The organism is Rhizobium sp. 268 (genome assembly GCF_036571585.1).
GTDB classification, from domain to species: domain Bacteria; phylum Pseudomonadota; class Alphaproteobacteria; order Rhizobiales; family Rhizobiaceae; genus Rhizobium; species Rhizobium redzepovicii.
In genome coordinates, this window is record NZ_JAPPSO010000016.1 from 40,016 (window position 1) to 53,390 (window position 13,375).

12 protein-coding genes are annotated in these 13,375 nt (G+C 62.1%); 7 read left to right on the top strand and 5 right to left on the bottom strand.

All coding sequences use genetic code 11. The features are described from left to right. Positions 1 to 36: 36 nt before the first annotated feature. The 4 genes from OS035_RS26955 (at position 37) to OS035_RS26970 (ending at position 5,066) form a co-directional block, all read left to right on the top strand. On the top strand, positions 37 to 1,401 hold the full coding sequence (locus OS035_RS26955; protein WP_097628212.1) for a glutamine synthetase family protein: 1,365 nt from the start codon (positions 37 to 39) through the stop codon (positions 1,399 to 1,401). Between the two features lie 203 nt (positions 1,402 to 1,604). After that, positions 1,605 to 2,990 (top strand): aldehyde dehydrogenase family protein, encoded by a 1,386-nt coding sequence (locus tag OS035_RS26960; RefSeq protein WP_097628213.1) that lies wholly within the window; start codon positions 1,605 to 1,607, stop codon positions 2,988 to 2,990. Further along, a complete protein-coding gene (locus OS035_RS26965) occupies positions 2,987 to 4,138 on the top strand; it encodes an iron-containing alcohol dehydrogenase (protein WP_310805170.1) in 1,152 nt (383 codons plus the stop codon). The genes OS035_RS26960 and OS035_RS26965 overlap by 4 nt, the downstream gene beginning before the upstream one ends. A 229-nt stretch (positions 4,139 to 4,367) precedes the next feature. Continuing rightward, positions 4,368 to 5,066, top strand: a complete 699-nt coding sequence (locus OS035_RS26970; RefSeq protein WP_097628215.1) for a ParA family protein — start codon at positions 4,368 to 4,370, stop codon at positions 5,064 to 5,066. A gap of 73 nt (positions 5,067 to 5,139) precedes the next feature. On the opposite strand, the gene OS035_RS26975 is transcribed toward OS035_RS26970, so the two are convergent. Then, entirely contained in the window at positions 5,140 to 6,531 is a 1,392-nt protein-coding gene (locus OS035_RS26975) for a L,D-transpeptidase (protein ID WP_331814257.1), read from the bottom strand. Between the two features lie 255 nt (positions 6,532 to 6,786). Here OS035_RS26975 and OS035_RS26980 point away from each other — a divergent pair, with 255 nt between their 5' ends. From OS035_RS26980 to OS035_RS26990, 3 genes are all read left to right on the top strand, one after another. Continuing rightward, positions 6,787 to 7,626: an aldose 1-epimerase family protein gene (locus OS035_RS26980; RefSeq protein ID WP_331814258.1), complete on the top strand. Its 840-nt coding sequence runs from the start codon at positions 6,787 to 6,789 to the stop codon at positions 7,624 to 7,626. Positions 7,627 to 7,697: 71 nt separating this feature from the next. Continuing rightward, positions 7,698 to 8,036 (top strand): TIGR01244 family sulfur transferase, encoded by a 339-nt coding sequence (locus OS035_RS26985; RefSeq protein WP_097628218.1) that lies wholly within the window; start codon positions 7,698 to 7,700, stop codon positions 8,034 to 8,036. Positions 8,037 to 8,114: 78 nt separating this feature from the next. Further along, positions 8,115 to 8,459 carry a RidA family protein gene (locus OS035_RS26990; protein WP_097628219.1) on the top strand — a complete coding sequence of 115 codons (345 nt, stop codon included), beginning with the start codon at positions 8,115 to 8,117 and terminating at the stop codon, positions 8,457 to 8,459. Positions 8,460 to 8,509: 50 nt separating this feature from the next. Here the strand turns inward: OS035_RS26990 and OS035_RS26995 are convergent, their stop codons facing one another. The 4 genes from OS035_RS26995 to OS035_RS27010 are packed head-to-tail and all read right to left on the bottom strand — an operon-like array spanning position 8,510 to position 13,301. Next, positions 8,510 to 10,168 (bottom strand): thiamine pyrophosphate-binding protein, encoded by a 1,659-nt coding sequence (locus OS035_RS26995; protein ID WP_310805168.1) that lies wholly within the window; start codon positions 10,166 to 10,168, stop codon positions 8,510 to 8,512. 13 nt (positions 10,169 to 10,181) lie between these two features. Next, entirely contained in the window at positions 10,182 to 11,381 is a 1,200-nt protein-coding gene (locus OS035_RS27000) for a CaiB/BaiF CoA transferase family protein (protein ID WP_183777634.1), read from the bottom strand. A 16-nt stretch (positions 11,382 to 11,397) separates the two neighbouring features. Then, entirely contained in the window at positions 11,398 to 12,354 is a 957-nt protein-coding gene (locus OS035_RS27005) for a DMT family transporter (protein ID WP_097628222.1), read from the bottom strand. Positions 12,355 to 12,371: 17 nt separating this feature from the next. Beyond that, positions 12,372 to 13,301, bottom strand: a complete 930-nt coding sequence (locus OS035_RS27010; RefSeq protein ID WP_310807045.1) for an alpha/beta hydrolase — start codon at positions 13,299 to 13,301, stop codon at positions 12,372 to 12,374. Positions 13,302 to 13,375 lie beyond the last annotated feature (74 nt).

Genomic DNA, 13,375 nt, shown 5'->3' on the forward strand with positions numbered 1-13,375 from the left:
CCGATCATCTCAATTCCAATGTCAGGCGGATCAACCATGAGCAGCTACACATTCGACGATCTCAAGAAGGATGTTGCCGAAGGGCGCATCGATACGGTTCTTGCGTGCCAGGTGGACATGCAAGGCCGTCTGATGGGCAAGCGCTTTCAGGCGGAATATTTCGTCGAGAGCGCCTGGAAGGAAACCCATAGCTGCAACTATCTGATCGCCACCGACATGGAGATGGAGACGGTTTCCGGCTATAAGGCGACCAGCTGGGAAAAGGGTTACGGCGACTATACGATGAAGCCGGATCTGGCGACGCTGCGCCGCATTCCCTGGCTCGAGGGCACGGCGCTGGTGCTCTGCGACATGCTCGACCATCACACCCATGAAGAGGTCGCCCATTCGCCGCGTGCAATCCTGAAGAAGCAGGTGAAGCGCCTCGAAGATATGGGCATGAAGGCTTACATGGCCTCCGAGCTCGAATTCTTCCTGTTCGACCAGAGCTACGAGTCGGCGCATACGGCTGGCTACCGCAACCTCAAGCTCGCCAGCGCCTATAACGAGGACTACCACATCTTCCAGACTACCAAGGAGGAAGAGGTGATGCGAGCGATCCGCACCGGGCTGCAGGGCGCCGGCATTCCGGTCGAGAACTCCAAGGGCGAGGCCTCGGCCGGCCAGGAGGAGATCAACGTGCGTTATGCCGATGCGCTCGCCATGGCCGACCGGCACGCGATCATCAAGAATGGCTGCAAGGAGATCGCCTGGTCGAAAGGCAAGGCGATCACCTTCCTGGCCAAGTGGAATTACAATGCCGCCGGCAGTTCCTCGCATATCCATCAGTCGCTCTGGAGCCTTGAGGAAAAGCCGCTGTTCTTCGACCATACCGGCAAATACGGCATGTCGCCGCTGATGCATAATTATGTTGCAGGGCTTCTCGCGCATGCGAGCGAGATCACCTATTTCCTGGCGCCCTACATCAATTCCTACAAGCGCTTCATGGCCGGCACTTTCGCACCGACCAAGGCGATCTGGAGCAAGGACAACCGCACCGCCGGCTATCGCCTCTGCGGCGAAGAGACCAAGGGTATCCGCATCGAGTGCCGCGTCGGCGGCTCCGATCTCAATCCCTATCTCGCCTTTGCCGCGCTGCTTGCGGCCGGTATCGACGGGATCGAGAACAGGCTCGAGCTCGAGGCTCCTTTCGTCGGCGACGCCTATGGCGGCAAGGATATTCGAGAAATCCCGCGCACGCTCCGCGCCGCCACGACCGCAATGACGGAATCGGCAATGCTGCGCAAAGCCTTCGGCGATGATGTGATCGACCACTATACCCGTGCTGCCGAATGGGAGCAGGAAGAATACGACCGCCGCATCACCGATTGGGAAGTGGCGCGCGGTTTCGAAAGAGCCTAGTAGGGATTGCGGGTTGTTTGCCCCTCACCCTAACCCTCTCCCCGTTTTACGGGGAGAGGGGACTTGCCATACGAGAGGTAGATGGGACGGAGACGCTGCGGCTATCCCCCTTCGCCCCGCTTACGGGGCGAAGGTGCCGGCAGGCGGATGAGGGGCTCATGCCCTCGCCGAAATTTTGATCAATACGAGGACGGAAATCGATCATGACGATGATCCAATGCATTTCACCGGTTGACGGGTCGGTCTATGCCGAACGCGCCGCACTTTCTCTCGATGCCGCCAAGGATGTTGTGGCGCGGGCCCGCAAGGCGCAGAAGGCCTGGGCGAAACGGCCGCTCGAAGAGCGCGTGCAACTGGTGCTGAAGGGTGCTGCGCGGCTGAACGAGATGTCCGACGTCGTCGTGCCGGAGCTTGCCTGGCAGATGGGCCGGCCGGTCAAGTATGGCGGCGAATACAAGGGTTTCAACGAGCGCTCCAACTATGTCGCCTCGATCGCTGCCGATGCGCTGGCGCCTGTTGTCATCGAGGAGAGCGATCGTTTTGAACGCCGCATCGAGCGCGAAGCGCATGGCGTCGTCTTCGTCGTGGCACCCTGGAACTATCCCTATATGACCGCAATCAACACGATTGCGCCGGCGCTGATGGCGGGCAATACCGTCGTTCTGAAACATGCCTCGCAGACGCTGCTCGTCGGCGAGCGGCTGGTGCAGGCCTTCGTGGAGGCGGGCATTCCCGAGGACGTGTTCCAGAATGTCTTCCTCGATCATCAGACGACCTCGGCGCTGATTGCTGCCGGCAGCTTCAATTTCGTCAACTTTACCGGATCGGTCGAAGGCGGGCGCTCGATGGAGCGGGCCGCCGCCGGCACCTTCACCGGCCTCGGCCTCGAACTCGGCGGCAAGGATCCGGGTTACGTCATGGAAGACGCCGATCTTGAGGCGGCCGTCGATACGCTGATGGACGGCGCGACCTACAATTCCGGCCAGTGCTGCTGCGGCATCGAGCGCATCTATGTGCACGAATCCCTCTACGACGCCTTCGTCGAAAAGTCGGTCGCCTGGGTGTCGAATTACAAGCTCGGCAATCCGCTCGATCCCGAGACTTCGCTCGGACCAATGGCGAACAAGCGCTTCGCCAAGGTGGTGCGCGAGCAGATTGCCGATGCGGTCTCCAAGGGCGCCAAGGCGCTTGTCGATCCCAAGCTTTTCCCTCAGGACGACGGCGGCGCTTATCTCGCACCGCAGGTTCTCGTCGATGTCGACCATTCCATGGCCTTCATGCGCGAGGAGACCTTCGGTCCGGCGGTCGGCATCATGAAGGTGAAGAGCGACGAAGAGGCGCTCGCCTTGATGAACGATAGCCAGTACGGGCTAACGGCCTCGCTCTGGACCAAGGATGCCGAACGGGCAGGGCGGCTCGGCCGCGAGATCGAAACCGGCACCGTTTTCATGAACCGCGCCGATTATCTCGACCCGGCGCTCTGCTGGACCGGTGTCAAGGAGACGGGCCGCGGCGGCTCGCTGTCGATCATCGGCTTCCAGAATCTGACGCGCCCGAAATCCTTCCACCTGAAGAAAGTCACAGTATGAGCAGCAACATCACCGCAAACTGGAGCTATCCGACATCGGTCAAGCTCGGCCGGGGCCGGATCAAGGAACTGGCAGACGCCTGCAAGAGCCTCGGCATCAAAAAGCCGCTGCTGGTCACCGACCGCGGCCTCGCCTCGATGGCGATCACCAAGAACGCGCTCGACATTCTCGAAGACGCAGGCCTTGGCCGGGCGATCTTTGCCGACGTCGATCCGAACCCGAACGAGAAGAACCTCGAGGCCGGCGTCAAGGCTTTCAAGGATGGCGGCCATGACGGCGTCGTCGCCTTCGGCGGCGGCTCGGGCCTCGATCTCGGCAAGTGCGTCGCCTTCATGGCAGGTCAGACCCGGCCTGTCTGGGATTTCGAGGATATCGGCGACTGGTGGACGCGGGCAAGCCTCGAAGGCATTGCCCCGATCGTCGCCGTGCCGACGACAGCGGGTACCGGCTCGGAAGTCGGCCGCGCCAGCGTCATCACCAATTCGCAAACGCATGTGAAGAAGATCATCTTCCATCCGAAGTTCTTGCCTGGTGTCGTCATCTCCGATCCGGAACTGACCGTCGGCATGCCGAAGATCATCACGGCCGGCACCGGCATGGATGCCTTTGCCCATTGCCTGGAGGCCTATTCCTCGCCTTTCTATCACCCGATGTCGGCCGGCATCGCGCTCGAAGGCATGCGGCTCGTCAAGGAATTCCTGCCGCGCGCCTATCGGGAAGGCACCGATCTTGAAGCACGCGCCAACATGATGTCCGCTGCCGCCATGGGTGCTGTCGCCTTCCAGAAGGGGCTCGGCGCTATTCACGCGCTGTCGCACCCGATCGGCGCCGTCTACAACACCCATCACGGCATGACCAACGCAGTTGTCATGCCGGCGGTGCTGCGCTTCAACCGCACGGCGATCGAGGAAAAGATCAGCCGCGCCGCCGCCTATCTCGGTATTTCGGGCGGTTTCGACGGCTTCTACGACTATGTATTGAAGCTCCGGTCCGACCTCGGCGTGCCGGAGACGCTGACGGCGATGGGAATCGCTGCCGACCGCATCGACGAATTGTCGGCCATGGCGATCGAAGATCCGAGCGCGGGCGGCAACCCGGTTGCCATGACGCTCGAGAATACCAAGGCGCTTTTCAGCGATTGCTTCTGAGATCATAAGATCGGACCTGCAGACCGGCCCGGAAAGCCTTGCTTTCCGGGCTTTTTTCATTCTAGCGACATCCCCAATTTTAGGGATGTGAAAAATACCGGCTGCAATTTCGGCGCGCGTGTTTGGAATTTGTTAACCATGATTAGAAAGGATGGATTAACCGCACGATGCTCCGATGGTGCGTAAAAGAGCGATTCCGGCTCGCACCATTTCCTTCCGAGGACTGAACATGCCTGTCATCACATTCGCAAATACTAAGGGCGGCGCCGGCAAGACGACCGCTGTTCTCCTGCTCGCCACCGAGCTTGCCCGCAAGGGTTTTCGCGTCACCATTCTCGACGCCGATCCGCAGCACTGGATTTCGCGCTGGCACGAGATATCTGGTCATGTGCCCAATATTTCGGTGATCGATTTCGTCACCACCGCCTCGCTGCCGCTGCATATCAGTGAGAACAAGCACAATACCGACTATTTCATCGTCGACCTGCCGGGTGCGCGCAATCCGCTGCTTGCCACCGCCGTCGGTCTTTCCGACCATGTGCTGATCCCGATCCAGGGCTGTGCGATGGATGCGCGCGGCGGCGCGCAGGTGCTCGAACTGCTGCAGTATCTGGACGAAAAGGCGGGTATCAAGATCGGTCATTCAGTGGTGCTGACCCGCGTCAACTCGATGGTCACGACCCGGGCGCTGCAACTCGTCAAATCGCTGCTCAGCGAGCGGCATGTGCCGGTGCTGGACACGGCGATCATCGAACGCTCCGCCTTCCGAGACATCTTCGACTGTGGCGGCACGTTGCACACGCTCGATCCCGCCCGCGTCAGCAATCTCGACAAGGCGCGTGAAAACGCCACCTGTTTTGCCGAGGAGATCATGAGCAAGCTGCCCGCCCGGCTGACGGTGTCGCTCCGTATGGCAACGGCGGCCTGAACATCCCCCGTATAAACCGAAAAGGCCGCCGGAGCGATCCAGCGGCCTTTTCCGTGTCGTTATCACGCTGGCTTCAATCGACGAATTCGACCGTCACTCCCGGCTTGACCATCTTGGCAAGCTCGGTTGCGTCCCAATTGGTCAGGCGAATGCAGCCGTGGCTCTGGGTGCGGCCGATCTTGGAAGGCTCGGGCGTGCCGTGGATGCCGTAGGTCGGCTTGGAGAGCGCCATCCAGACGGTACCGACCGGGCCGTTCGGGCCGGGCGGAATGTTGAGGATCTTGTCGTTGGCGCCCTGCTGGAAATTGATCTTCGGATTATAGGTGTAACCGGGATTGAAGGCGACGCGCTCGACCGTCACGATGCCCGACGGGGAGGGTGTGTCGGTGGAGCCGATCGATGCTGGATAGGCGGCAATGAGATTGCCGGCGCTATCATAGGCAAAGACCTGCTTGCGGCCTTTGTCGGCGATGATACGGGCAACTTCGCCGCTCTTCGGCTCACCCGGATTGACGACCTTGATGACGGTGCCGGCGACGCTGAAATCAGCGCCGGGGTTCATCTCCTTGAGGAAGGCCTCGTCCATGTGGAAGCGCTCGGCCAGCATTTCGGTGGTCGATGTATAGGCAAGCGACGGCAGCAGCGCCTTATGCGAATAGTCTTCCGGGATCTCTGCGACATAGGGGCCGGCGGCATCGGCCGGCGTGATCGTGTAGCTGACGACCGGCAGGCCGCCGTTCATGCGCAACTCTTCCAGAATGGCGTCGGTGTCGTTCGGGTCGAGTTTGGAGCCGGTCATCTGGTCATAGGCATAGACCGATTTGGTGACGTTCGAGCCCATATGGCCGTCGATGACACCGGGCGAGATGCCGGCGCGGTCGAGGAAGACCTGCAGCGCGACGATCTCCGGCTTCGACTTATTCTTCAGCGTGATGACGGGTTCGTCCGGCGCGGCCTTGGGCGCGTCGGCGGGCGGAATCTGCTGGTCGGGATCGATCGAGGCATAATCGTCGCCGGACTGCGGATTGCCGATGCTGTTGTCCTGGGGATAGGGCTGTTCGCCGAGCGGCTGGCGTTCGATCGCCGCATCGCGCGGGATGCCGCCGGTGACCGCACCGCGCTCGGAGTAACGTGCGTCGCCATCGTCGGCGTAATAGGGATCGTTGCCGTTCTGGTCGGCATAGACGTCGCGCGGGCCGGGCCGCGGCGGATAGTAGCCGCGGGCGCGCATCTCGGTGGCGACGACATTGCCGTAGTCGTCGATCAGCACGCGGTTGCCGCTGCGGTCGCGGGCGTAGATATAGCCGCGCGGGACATAGTCGAGGATTTCGCCTCTCGGGGTGACGAGTACGACATCGCTCTGGCGGCGGTCACGGAACTGCTGCGCGCCGGCCTCCGGTGCTGCAACGGCAATGGCTGCCAGCACGGCCGCAAGCGAAAATGCCGACTTTAAAAAACGATTCACGTCTCACACCTCGAACAGTGACTGGGCCGACACACACCTGCGAATTTTGACGCTAGTGTGGAATTTATGAAACCGTGCTGAACAAAATATGAAAATCACTAAGATTTCCTTTTACTCATAAACGTTTGCGTCTCCGCGTCAGTTCCGCAAAATCCATGGTTGCGGCAAAAGCGCAAGAGAGGAAAAGGGTTCGATTGACGAAAGACGGCGCAAAATCTAACGCTACTCGGCCGATAAGCCCCTGAGGAGACTGCGATGATCGAATTTGCCGCTGCAAGCGGGCCGCGCCTGATGCTCGATGAAGCATCGGTGCTGGATATCGGCGGATGCATCGTCGAAGGCGTCGACATCGCGCCGAAGCGCGCCATTCCCGACGACGGCGATCCCCGAATCGATCACTCGCTCGAAGGCTTCCTGTTCACCTGCGGGCCGGACCATATCCGCCACCGCCAGCCGATCGCCGGTAGCGCCGAGGGCAAGGTCTATCCGCTGCACGGATCGGCCTCCGGCCATGCGGCCAAGGTGCTGTGGACGAAATTGAAGAACGGCAATGCCGAATGCCGGGCCGATATCGACATCACCACGGTCGAAGGACTGCCGCAGCGCATCGAGCGGCTGTGGCGGATCGATGGGGCGACCGGTGAGGTCCGGCTCGAGGACCGGGTCGTCAACACCAGCGATCAGACGGTGCCGACCTTCCTGATGTATCACATGAACACCGGCGGTAAATGGCTGGACGAGGGCACGCGGATCGAGGGCGGGATGCTGGAGAATGGCGGTTTCCCCTGGACATTCGGCGAGGAGCCGGGCGGCATCTTCTGCGTGTCGGCGCCGGCAACGGAGCAGGGCTTTGCCGAAGTTCGCCTAGGGCCCATCGCCGCGATCGGCGGCAGGACGCTTCGCGTGCGTTTCCGCGCCGACACGCTGCCTTATCTGCAGGTGTGGCGAAACCAGAAGGCGCCGGCCCATATCATCGGCATCGAGCCGGTCTCGCATCGCTGGGTATTGCGTGACGAGCTTCAGGCAGCCGGCGAGTTCAACATGCTGGCGCCCGGCGAGAGCCGCAGCTATGGGCTGAGCTTTGCCTTCCTGTGAGCGAAGTGTTGTTGACGCTTGCCAAGCTGCGTCGTAGACCTTCAGCCCACCATTTTTGAGGAGACAGGACGATGGATATTCGCCAGATCGACGATGAATATTCGGTTTCGGGTCAGATCACGCCCGAGGACCTTGACGATATCAAGGCGCTGGGGTTCAAATCGATCGTCTGCCACCGCCCCGACCATGAGAGCCCCGATCAGACGTCGTTTTCCGTTATCGAGGCACGTGCCAAGGAACTCGGTCTGGAGATCACCCATGTGCCCGTCGGGCCGATGGGCGTGACCGAGGAAGCGGTCCAGGGCATGGTCGACGCGCTCGACGAGTTCCCGCGGCCGATGCTCGGCTATTGCCGCTCCGGCGCCCGCTCGACGGCGATCTACCAGAAGACCCACCATATCCGCAGCTAGGCCCCCATTCCGGCTGCCGATTTTCCGGCGCTGCACCGCAGCGGCGCCGCCACCTTCCCATTCACTCAGGAGACTATGATGAGCATTAAGCGTATCGACGTCGGCGCACGCATGAGCGGCGCCGTCATTCACGGCAACACGGTTTATCTCGCAGGCCAGGTCGGCGAGGGCGAAAGCGTCACCGATCAGTGCAAGTCCTCGCTTGCCGAAGTCGACCGCCTGCTGACTGCATCCGGCAGCAACAAGTCGAAGATCCTGCAGACGATCGTCTATCTCTCCGACATTGCCTATTTCGCCGAGATGAACGCCGCCTGGGAAGCCTGGATCGATCCGGCCAATCCGCCGGCCCGCGCCACCAGCGAAGCCAAGCTCGCAGCGCCGAAATACAAGGTTGAGTTCATCGTCACGGCCGCGATCGACTGATCGTCGCCGCAGCACTGCATCAAAGCCGGTAGGTGCGTGAGCTCACGGACTTACCGGCTTTTTGTTTGCGCAATTTCCGAGAGCGTGCGTGTCGGCGTGATCGCCTCGGGATCGAGTTTAACTTCGATGATTGCCGGCTTGCCGCTTTCGCGCGCCCGCTCGAAGGCCGCGGCGAATTGCTCGGTGCTTTCCACCGTTTCGCCATGGCCGCCATAGGCGCGGGCAAGGGCTGCGAAGTCGGGGTTGGTCAGGTCGGTGCTGCTGACGCGGCCGGGATATTCGCGCTCCTGATGCATGCGGATCGTGCCGTAGATGCCGTTGTTGACCACGACCGATATGATCGGCAGGCCGTAGCGGATGGCAGTGGCGAACTCCTGACCGTGCATCAGGAAACAGCCGTCGCCGGCAAAGCAGATGACCTCGCGCTCTGGAAAGAGCCGCTTGGCGGCGACGGCGGCGGGCAGGCCGTAACCCATCGAGCCTGAGGTGGGCGCGGCCTGGGTGTTGAAGCGGCGGAAACGATGGAAGCGGTGCAGCCACGTGGCGTAGTTGCCGGCGCCGTTGGTGAAGATCGTCTCCGGCCCGGTATTGGCTTCCAGCCACTCCATGATCGGCCCCATATGGACGGCGCCCGGACCTGTCGCCGGCGGTTTCGACCAGGTGAGATAGGCCTGGTGCATGCGCTGCGTGCGCTCCGCCCAATGCGGCTCGGCCGGCGCTTCCAGATCGGCAAGGGCCGCGACGAAATCGGCAGGTGCGGCGCAGATGGGGAGATCCGGGCGGTAGATGCGGCCCAGTTCGGACGCATCGGGATAGACGTGAATCAGCGATTGCTGGGGGTAGGGGAGATCGATCAGCGTATAGGACGAAGACGGCATTTCCGACATGCGGGCGCCGAGCAGGATCAGCAGGTCGCTCTCCTTGATCTCCTTTGCCAGCGCCGGATTGATGCCTATGCCGACATCGCCGGCATAGGAGGGGTGGAGATGATCGAACAGCATCTGCCGGCGGAAGGAACAGCCGACCGGCAATTGGAACCGTTCGGCGAAGATTGCAAAATCGGCGACGGCATCGGCATCCCAGCGCGTGCCGCCGAGGATCACCATCGGCCGCTCGGCTTTGAGCAGTCTCAGATAGAGATCGTCGATCTGGCGGCGGCCGGGATGGGCCTCGACGCTGACATAACGCTTGGCGCGGGGCGCTTCGACTTCGTCGCGCAGCATATCCTCCGGCAGCGTCAGCACTACGGGGCCGGGGCGGCCGGAGGTTGCGATCGCAAAGGCGCGGGTGACGAACTCGGGAATGCGGGCGGCATCGTCGATCTCGCCCACCCATTTGGCGAATTCGGTGAAGGCGCGGCGGAATTCGACCTCCTGGAAAGCCTCACGCTCGCGTGCTTCACGCTGCACCTGGCCGATGAAGAGGATCATCGGGATCGAATCCTGCTTTGATATATGCAGACCGGCAGACGCGTTGGTGGCGCCGGGGCCGCGGGTGACCATGCAGATGCCGGGTTCGCCGGTCAGCCGGCCCCAGCAATCGGCCATCATCGCCGCGCCGCCTTCCTGGCGGCAGACGATCACATCGATGTCGCTGTCGCGTAGCGCATCGAGAACGGCAAGGAAGCTCTCGCCGGGCACGCAGGACAGACGCTTGACGCCGTTCGCCTTCAGCGCCTCGACGATTAGTTCCCCGCCAGTCTTCTTCATGACAATGCCTTCTTCATGACGATGCCTTCCTCTCGCGCTCGGCGAGTTCCGCCAGAATCTCTTCGGTGTGTTCGCCGAGACGCGGGCTCGGCCTGCTATAGTGCAGCGGCGTTTCCGACAGCACTACCGGCGTCCTGACTCCGGGGATGACTGTACCGGCGCGATCGGCAAGATCGATGCGCAGGCCGCGGGCTTCTACCTGCGGATCGGCAAACATTTCCTCGATCGTGTTGATCGGGCCGGCGGGAACTCCATTCTCCTCGCAGGCCTTCAACAAATCCGCCTTGCGCCATTTTAGCGTCTCGGTGGAGACGAGACGGCGGACTTCGCCGCGATTGGCGACGCGGGCCTTGTTGGTGGCGTAACGCCCGTCGCCGGCGATCGCATCCAGGCCGAGGATGGCGCAGAGGCGGCGGAACTGGCCGTCATTGCCGATGGCAAGAATGAGAAAACCGTCCGCCGCTGGCACGACCTCATAGGGCGAGATATTCGGATGGGCATTGCCGAGGCGGGTGGGGGCGGCCCCGGAAACCAAGTAGTTCATGTTCTGATTGGCGAGAACGGCCGATTGCACGTCGAGCAGGGCCATGTCGACGAGCTGGCCTTCGCCCGACTTGAGCGCGTGGATCAGGGCGGCCTCGATCGCCGAGACGGCATAGATGCCGGTGAAGATATCGGCGATGGCAACGCCGGCCTTCATCGGCTGGCCGTCCGGCTCGCCGGTGATCGACATGAAGCCGGACATGCCCTGGACGATGTAATCATAGCCGGCGAGGCTGGCATAGGGGCCGGTCTGACCGAAGCCGGTGATCGAGCAATAAACGAGCTTCGGGTTGACCTTGCGCAGGCTGTCGTAATCGAGCCCGTATTTGACGAGACCGCCGAGCTTGAAGTTCTCGATCACCACATCGGCTGACGCAACCAGGCGGCGGACGAAATCCTGACCTTCGGCGCTCTTCAGATCGGCGGTGACGGAGCGTTTGCCGCGATTGGTGGCGTGGTAGTAGGCGGCCGAGAGATTTTCGCCGTCCGCGCCTTCGACGAAGGGCGGCCCCCATTGGCGGGTATCGTCGCCGCCGTCGGGGTTTTCTACCTTGATGACGTCGGCGCCGAGATCGGCAAGCATCTGGCCGGCCCAGGGGCCGGCCAGCACGCGGGCAAGCTCGATCACCCGGATGCCTGCAAGCGGCGGCTTTTTCGTGGTCTGCGTCATATTCCCTCGTCGGTCTTTACGGCGCCAGCGTCGCCTCAGATGTATCGGATACAGGCCTTGAAGCAAAGCGGCGCTCGCGCCAGAGGATGTACAAGCCCGATGCCATGATGATGGCGATGCCGAGCCATTTGACCGCGTCCGGGAAGTCGCCGAAAACCAGCCAGGCGAAGATCGTCGCTGAGACGATTTCAAAATATTGCAGCGGCGCCAGCGTCGAGGCGGGTGCGGCGCGATAGGCATAGACGCCGAAGATGCCCGCAATTGCGGCCATGGCGCCGACACCGGCGACGTAGAACCAGGCGCTGCCTTCGGGCACGACGGGATCGAAGAGATCAGAGCCGCTTCCATCGCCGATAAAAAGCAGGACGGCGCAGAAGATGAGGCCCCAGATGCCCATCTGGAACTGCATCGCCCAGGGATCTTCCCGGTGCGAGAGGACGCGGGTCATCAGCACGAAGATCGCGATGCAAAGCGCACTGAGGACGGGCAGGAGGGCGATATAGCCGACTTCCTGGAAACTCGGCTGGATGATCAGCATCGCCCCGAAGAAGCCGGCGCCACAGGCGGTATAGCGCCGCCAGCCGATCGTCTCCTTCAGGAAGATGCCGCCGAGGATGGTCACCATGATCGGCTCGACGAAGAAGATCGCAATCGCGTCGGCAACCGCCATGTATTTCAGCGTGGTGACGAAAGAGATCATCGAGACGGTGATGATCAAGCCGCGGATGGCATGGAACAGGCTCTGGCGCCAGGAGAAATCGGCAAAGCTGCGCCGCCATATGACGATCGGCAGCATGCAGAGCGCCTGCACGACGAAGCGGCCGGCGGTAACCTCGGCGGAGGGGATGGTGACGACGGCAAGCTTGGCGAAAATATCGATCAGCGGCGAAAACATCACCGAAAGAAACATCAGCGCGAGCCCTGTCGTCACCTCGGAGGCTGAGGAAACTGGGCGGGCGGAGGTGCTGCTCATGACGGAATCTCTCTGGCTCAGGATTTTGCGACGGCCTCGTCGCACCAATCCGCAAAGGCGGCGGTTGCAGCATCCGCGCCGATCTCGTTCAGCGTTTCGTGCCGCATGTCCTGATATATCTCAGTGCTGATACGAGAGAAGCCGCAGGCTTTCAAATGGTTTGACAGCCAGAGCACGGCTTTTCCGCGCTCGGTCGCCGGGTCTTCTCCGCCGCCTACCAGATGGATCGGCAGGTCGCGCGGCAGCCGATCCAGATGGAGCTTCTGCGGGGCGCGAAACGTCATTTCGAAGAGATCGAGCCAGAGCGAGACCGAGGCGTCGAAGCCGCAGAGCGGATCGGCGACATATTCGTCGACTTCACCGGGAAGGCGCGACAGCCAGTCGAACTCGGTGCGGCGGCCCGCAATCGATTGTCCCCAGGCGGCGAAGGTGAGCTTCGGCAACAGGCCGCTCGGCACGTCGGAGCCCTTCAGCATGCGTTCGGCAAGCAGGATCGCCTGGGCGGCGCGGCCGGCAAGGCCGACGGCGAAATTCGAATTCCAGACGGCGACGGCGTTAAAATCGGCCGGCGCCGTGACGGCGGCATTAAGGGCGATCAGGCCCCCCATCGAATGGCCGAAGAGGATTACCGGCAGGCCGGGATGGCGCATGGCCGCGTGAGCGCGCATGGCAAGGACGTCGCCGATCACCCTGTCGACGCCGCCTCGCCGGGCGAAGCGGCCGACCGGCGCGTCGGGCGCCGTTGTCTCGCCGTGGCCGCGATGATCATGGGCATAAACATGATAGCCGCGCGCCGCCATCGCCTCGGCAAAGGCGCGATAGCGTTTCGAATGTTCGGCGAGACCGTGCGATATCAACAGGATGCCGCGTGCCGGGCCGACGGCCTCGGCATGGTGATAGGCGAGCGACGCCCCCGTCGAAGCGAGCCTTTGTGTTTCAGAAAACATCGGGATCCTCCTTGCGGCAACAGACCAGATCACCGCCCAAAAGCAACATCGGTTCCGGGTTTATCCGATAACAA

Coding starts and splice junctions, on each gene's coding strand:
- OS035_RS26955 (WP_097628212.1), top strand. CDS start 37: ATGAGCAGCTACACATTCGACGATCTCAAGAAGGATGTTGCCGAAGGG.
- OS035_RS26960 (WP_097628213.1), top strand. CDS start 1,605: ATGACGATGATCCAATGCATTTCACCGGTTGACGGGTCGGTCTATGCC.
- OS035_RS26965 (WP_310805170.1), top strand. CDS start 2,987: ATGAGCAGCAACATCACCGCAAACTGGAGCTATCCGACATCGGTCAAG.
- OS035_RS26970 (WP_097628215.1), top strand. CDS start 4,368: ATGCCTGTCATCACATTCGCAAATACTAAGGGCGGCGCCGGCAAGACG.
- OS035_RS26980 (WP_331814258.1), top strand. CDS start 6,787: ATGATCGAATTTGCCGCTGCAAGCGGGCCGCGCCTGATGCTCGATGAA.
- OS035_RS26985 (WP_097628218.1), top strand. CDS start 7,698: ATGGATATTCGCCAGATCGACGATGAATATTCGGTTTCGGGTCAGATC.
- OS035_RS26990 (WP_097628219.1), top strand. CDS start 8,115: ATGAGCATTAAGCGTATCGACGTCGGCGCACGCATGAGCGGCGCCGTC.
- OS035_RS26995 (WP_310805168.1), bottom strand. CDS start 10,168: ATGAAGAAGACTGGCGGGGAACTAATCGTCGAGGCGCTGAAGGCGAAC.
- OS035_RS27000 (WP_183777634.1), bottom strand. CDS start 11,381: ATGACGCAGACCACGAAAAAGCCGCCGCTTGCAGGCATCCGGGTGATC.
- OS035_RS27005 (WP_097628222.1), bottom strand. CDS start 12,354: ATGAGCAGCACCTCCGCCCGCCCAGTTTCCTCAGCCTCCGAGGTGACG.
- OS035_RS27010 (WP_310807045.1), bottom strand. CDS start 13,301: ATGTTTTCTGAAACACAAAGGCTCGCTTCGACGGGGGCGTCGCTCGCC.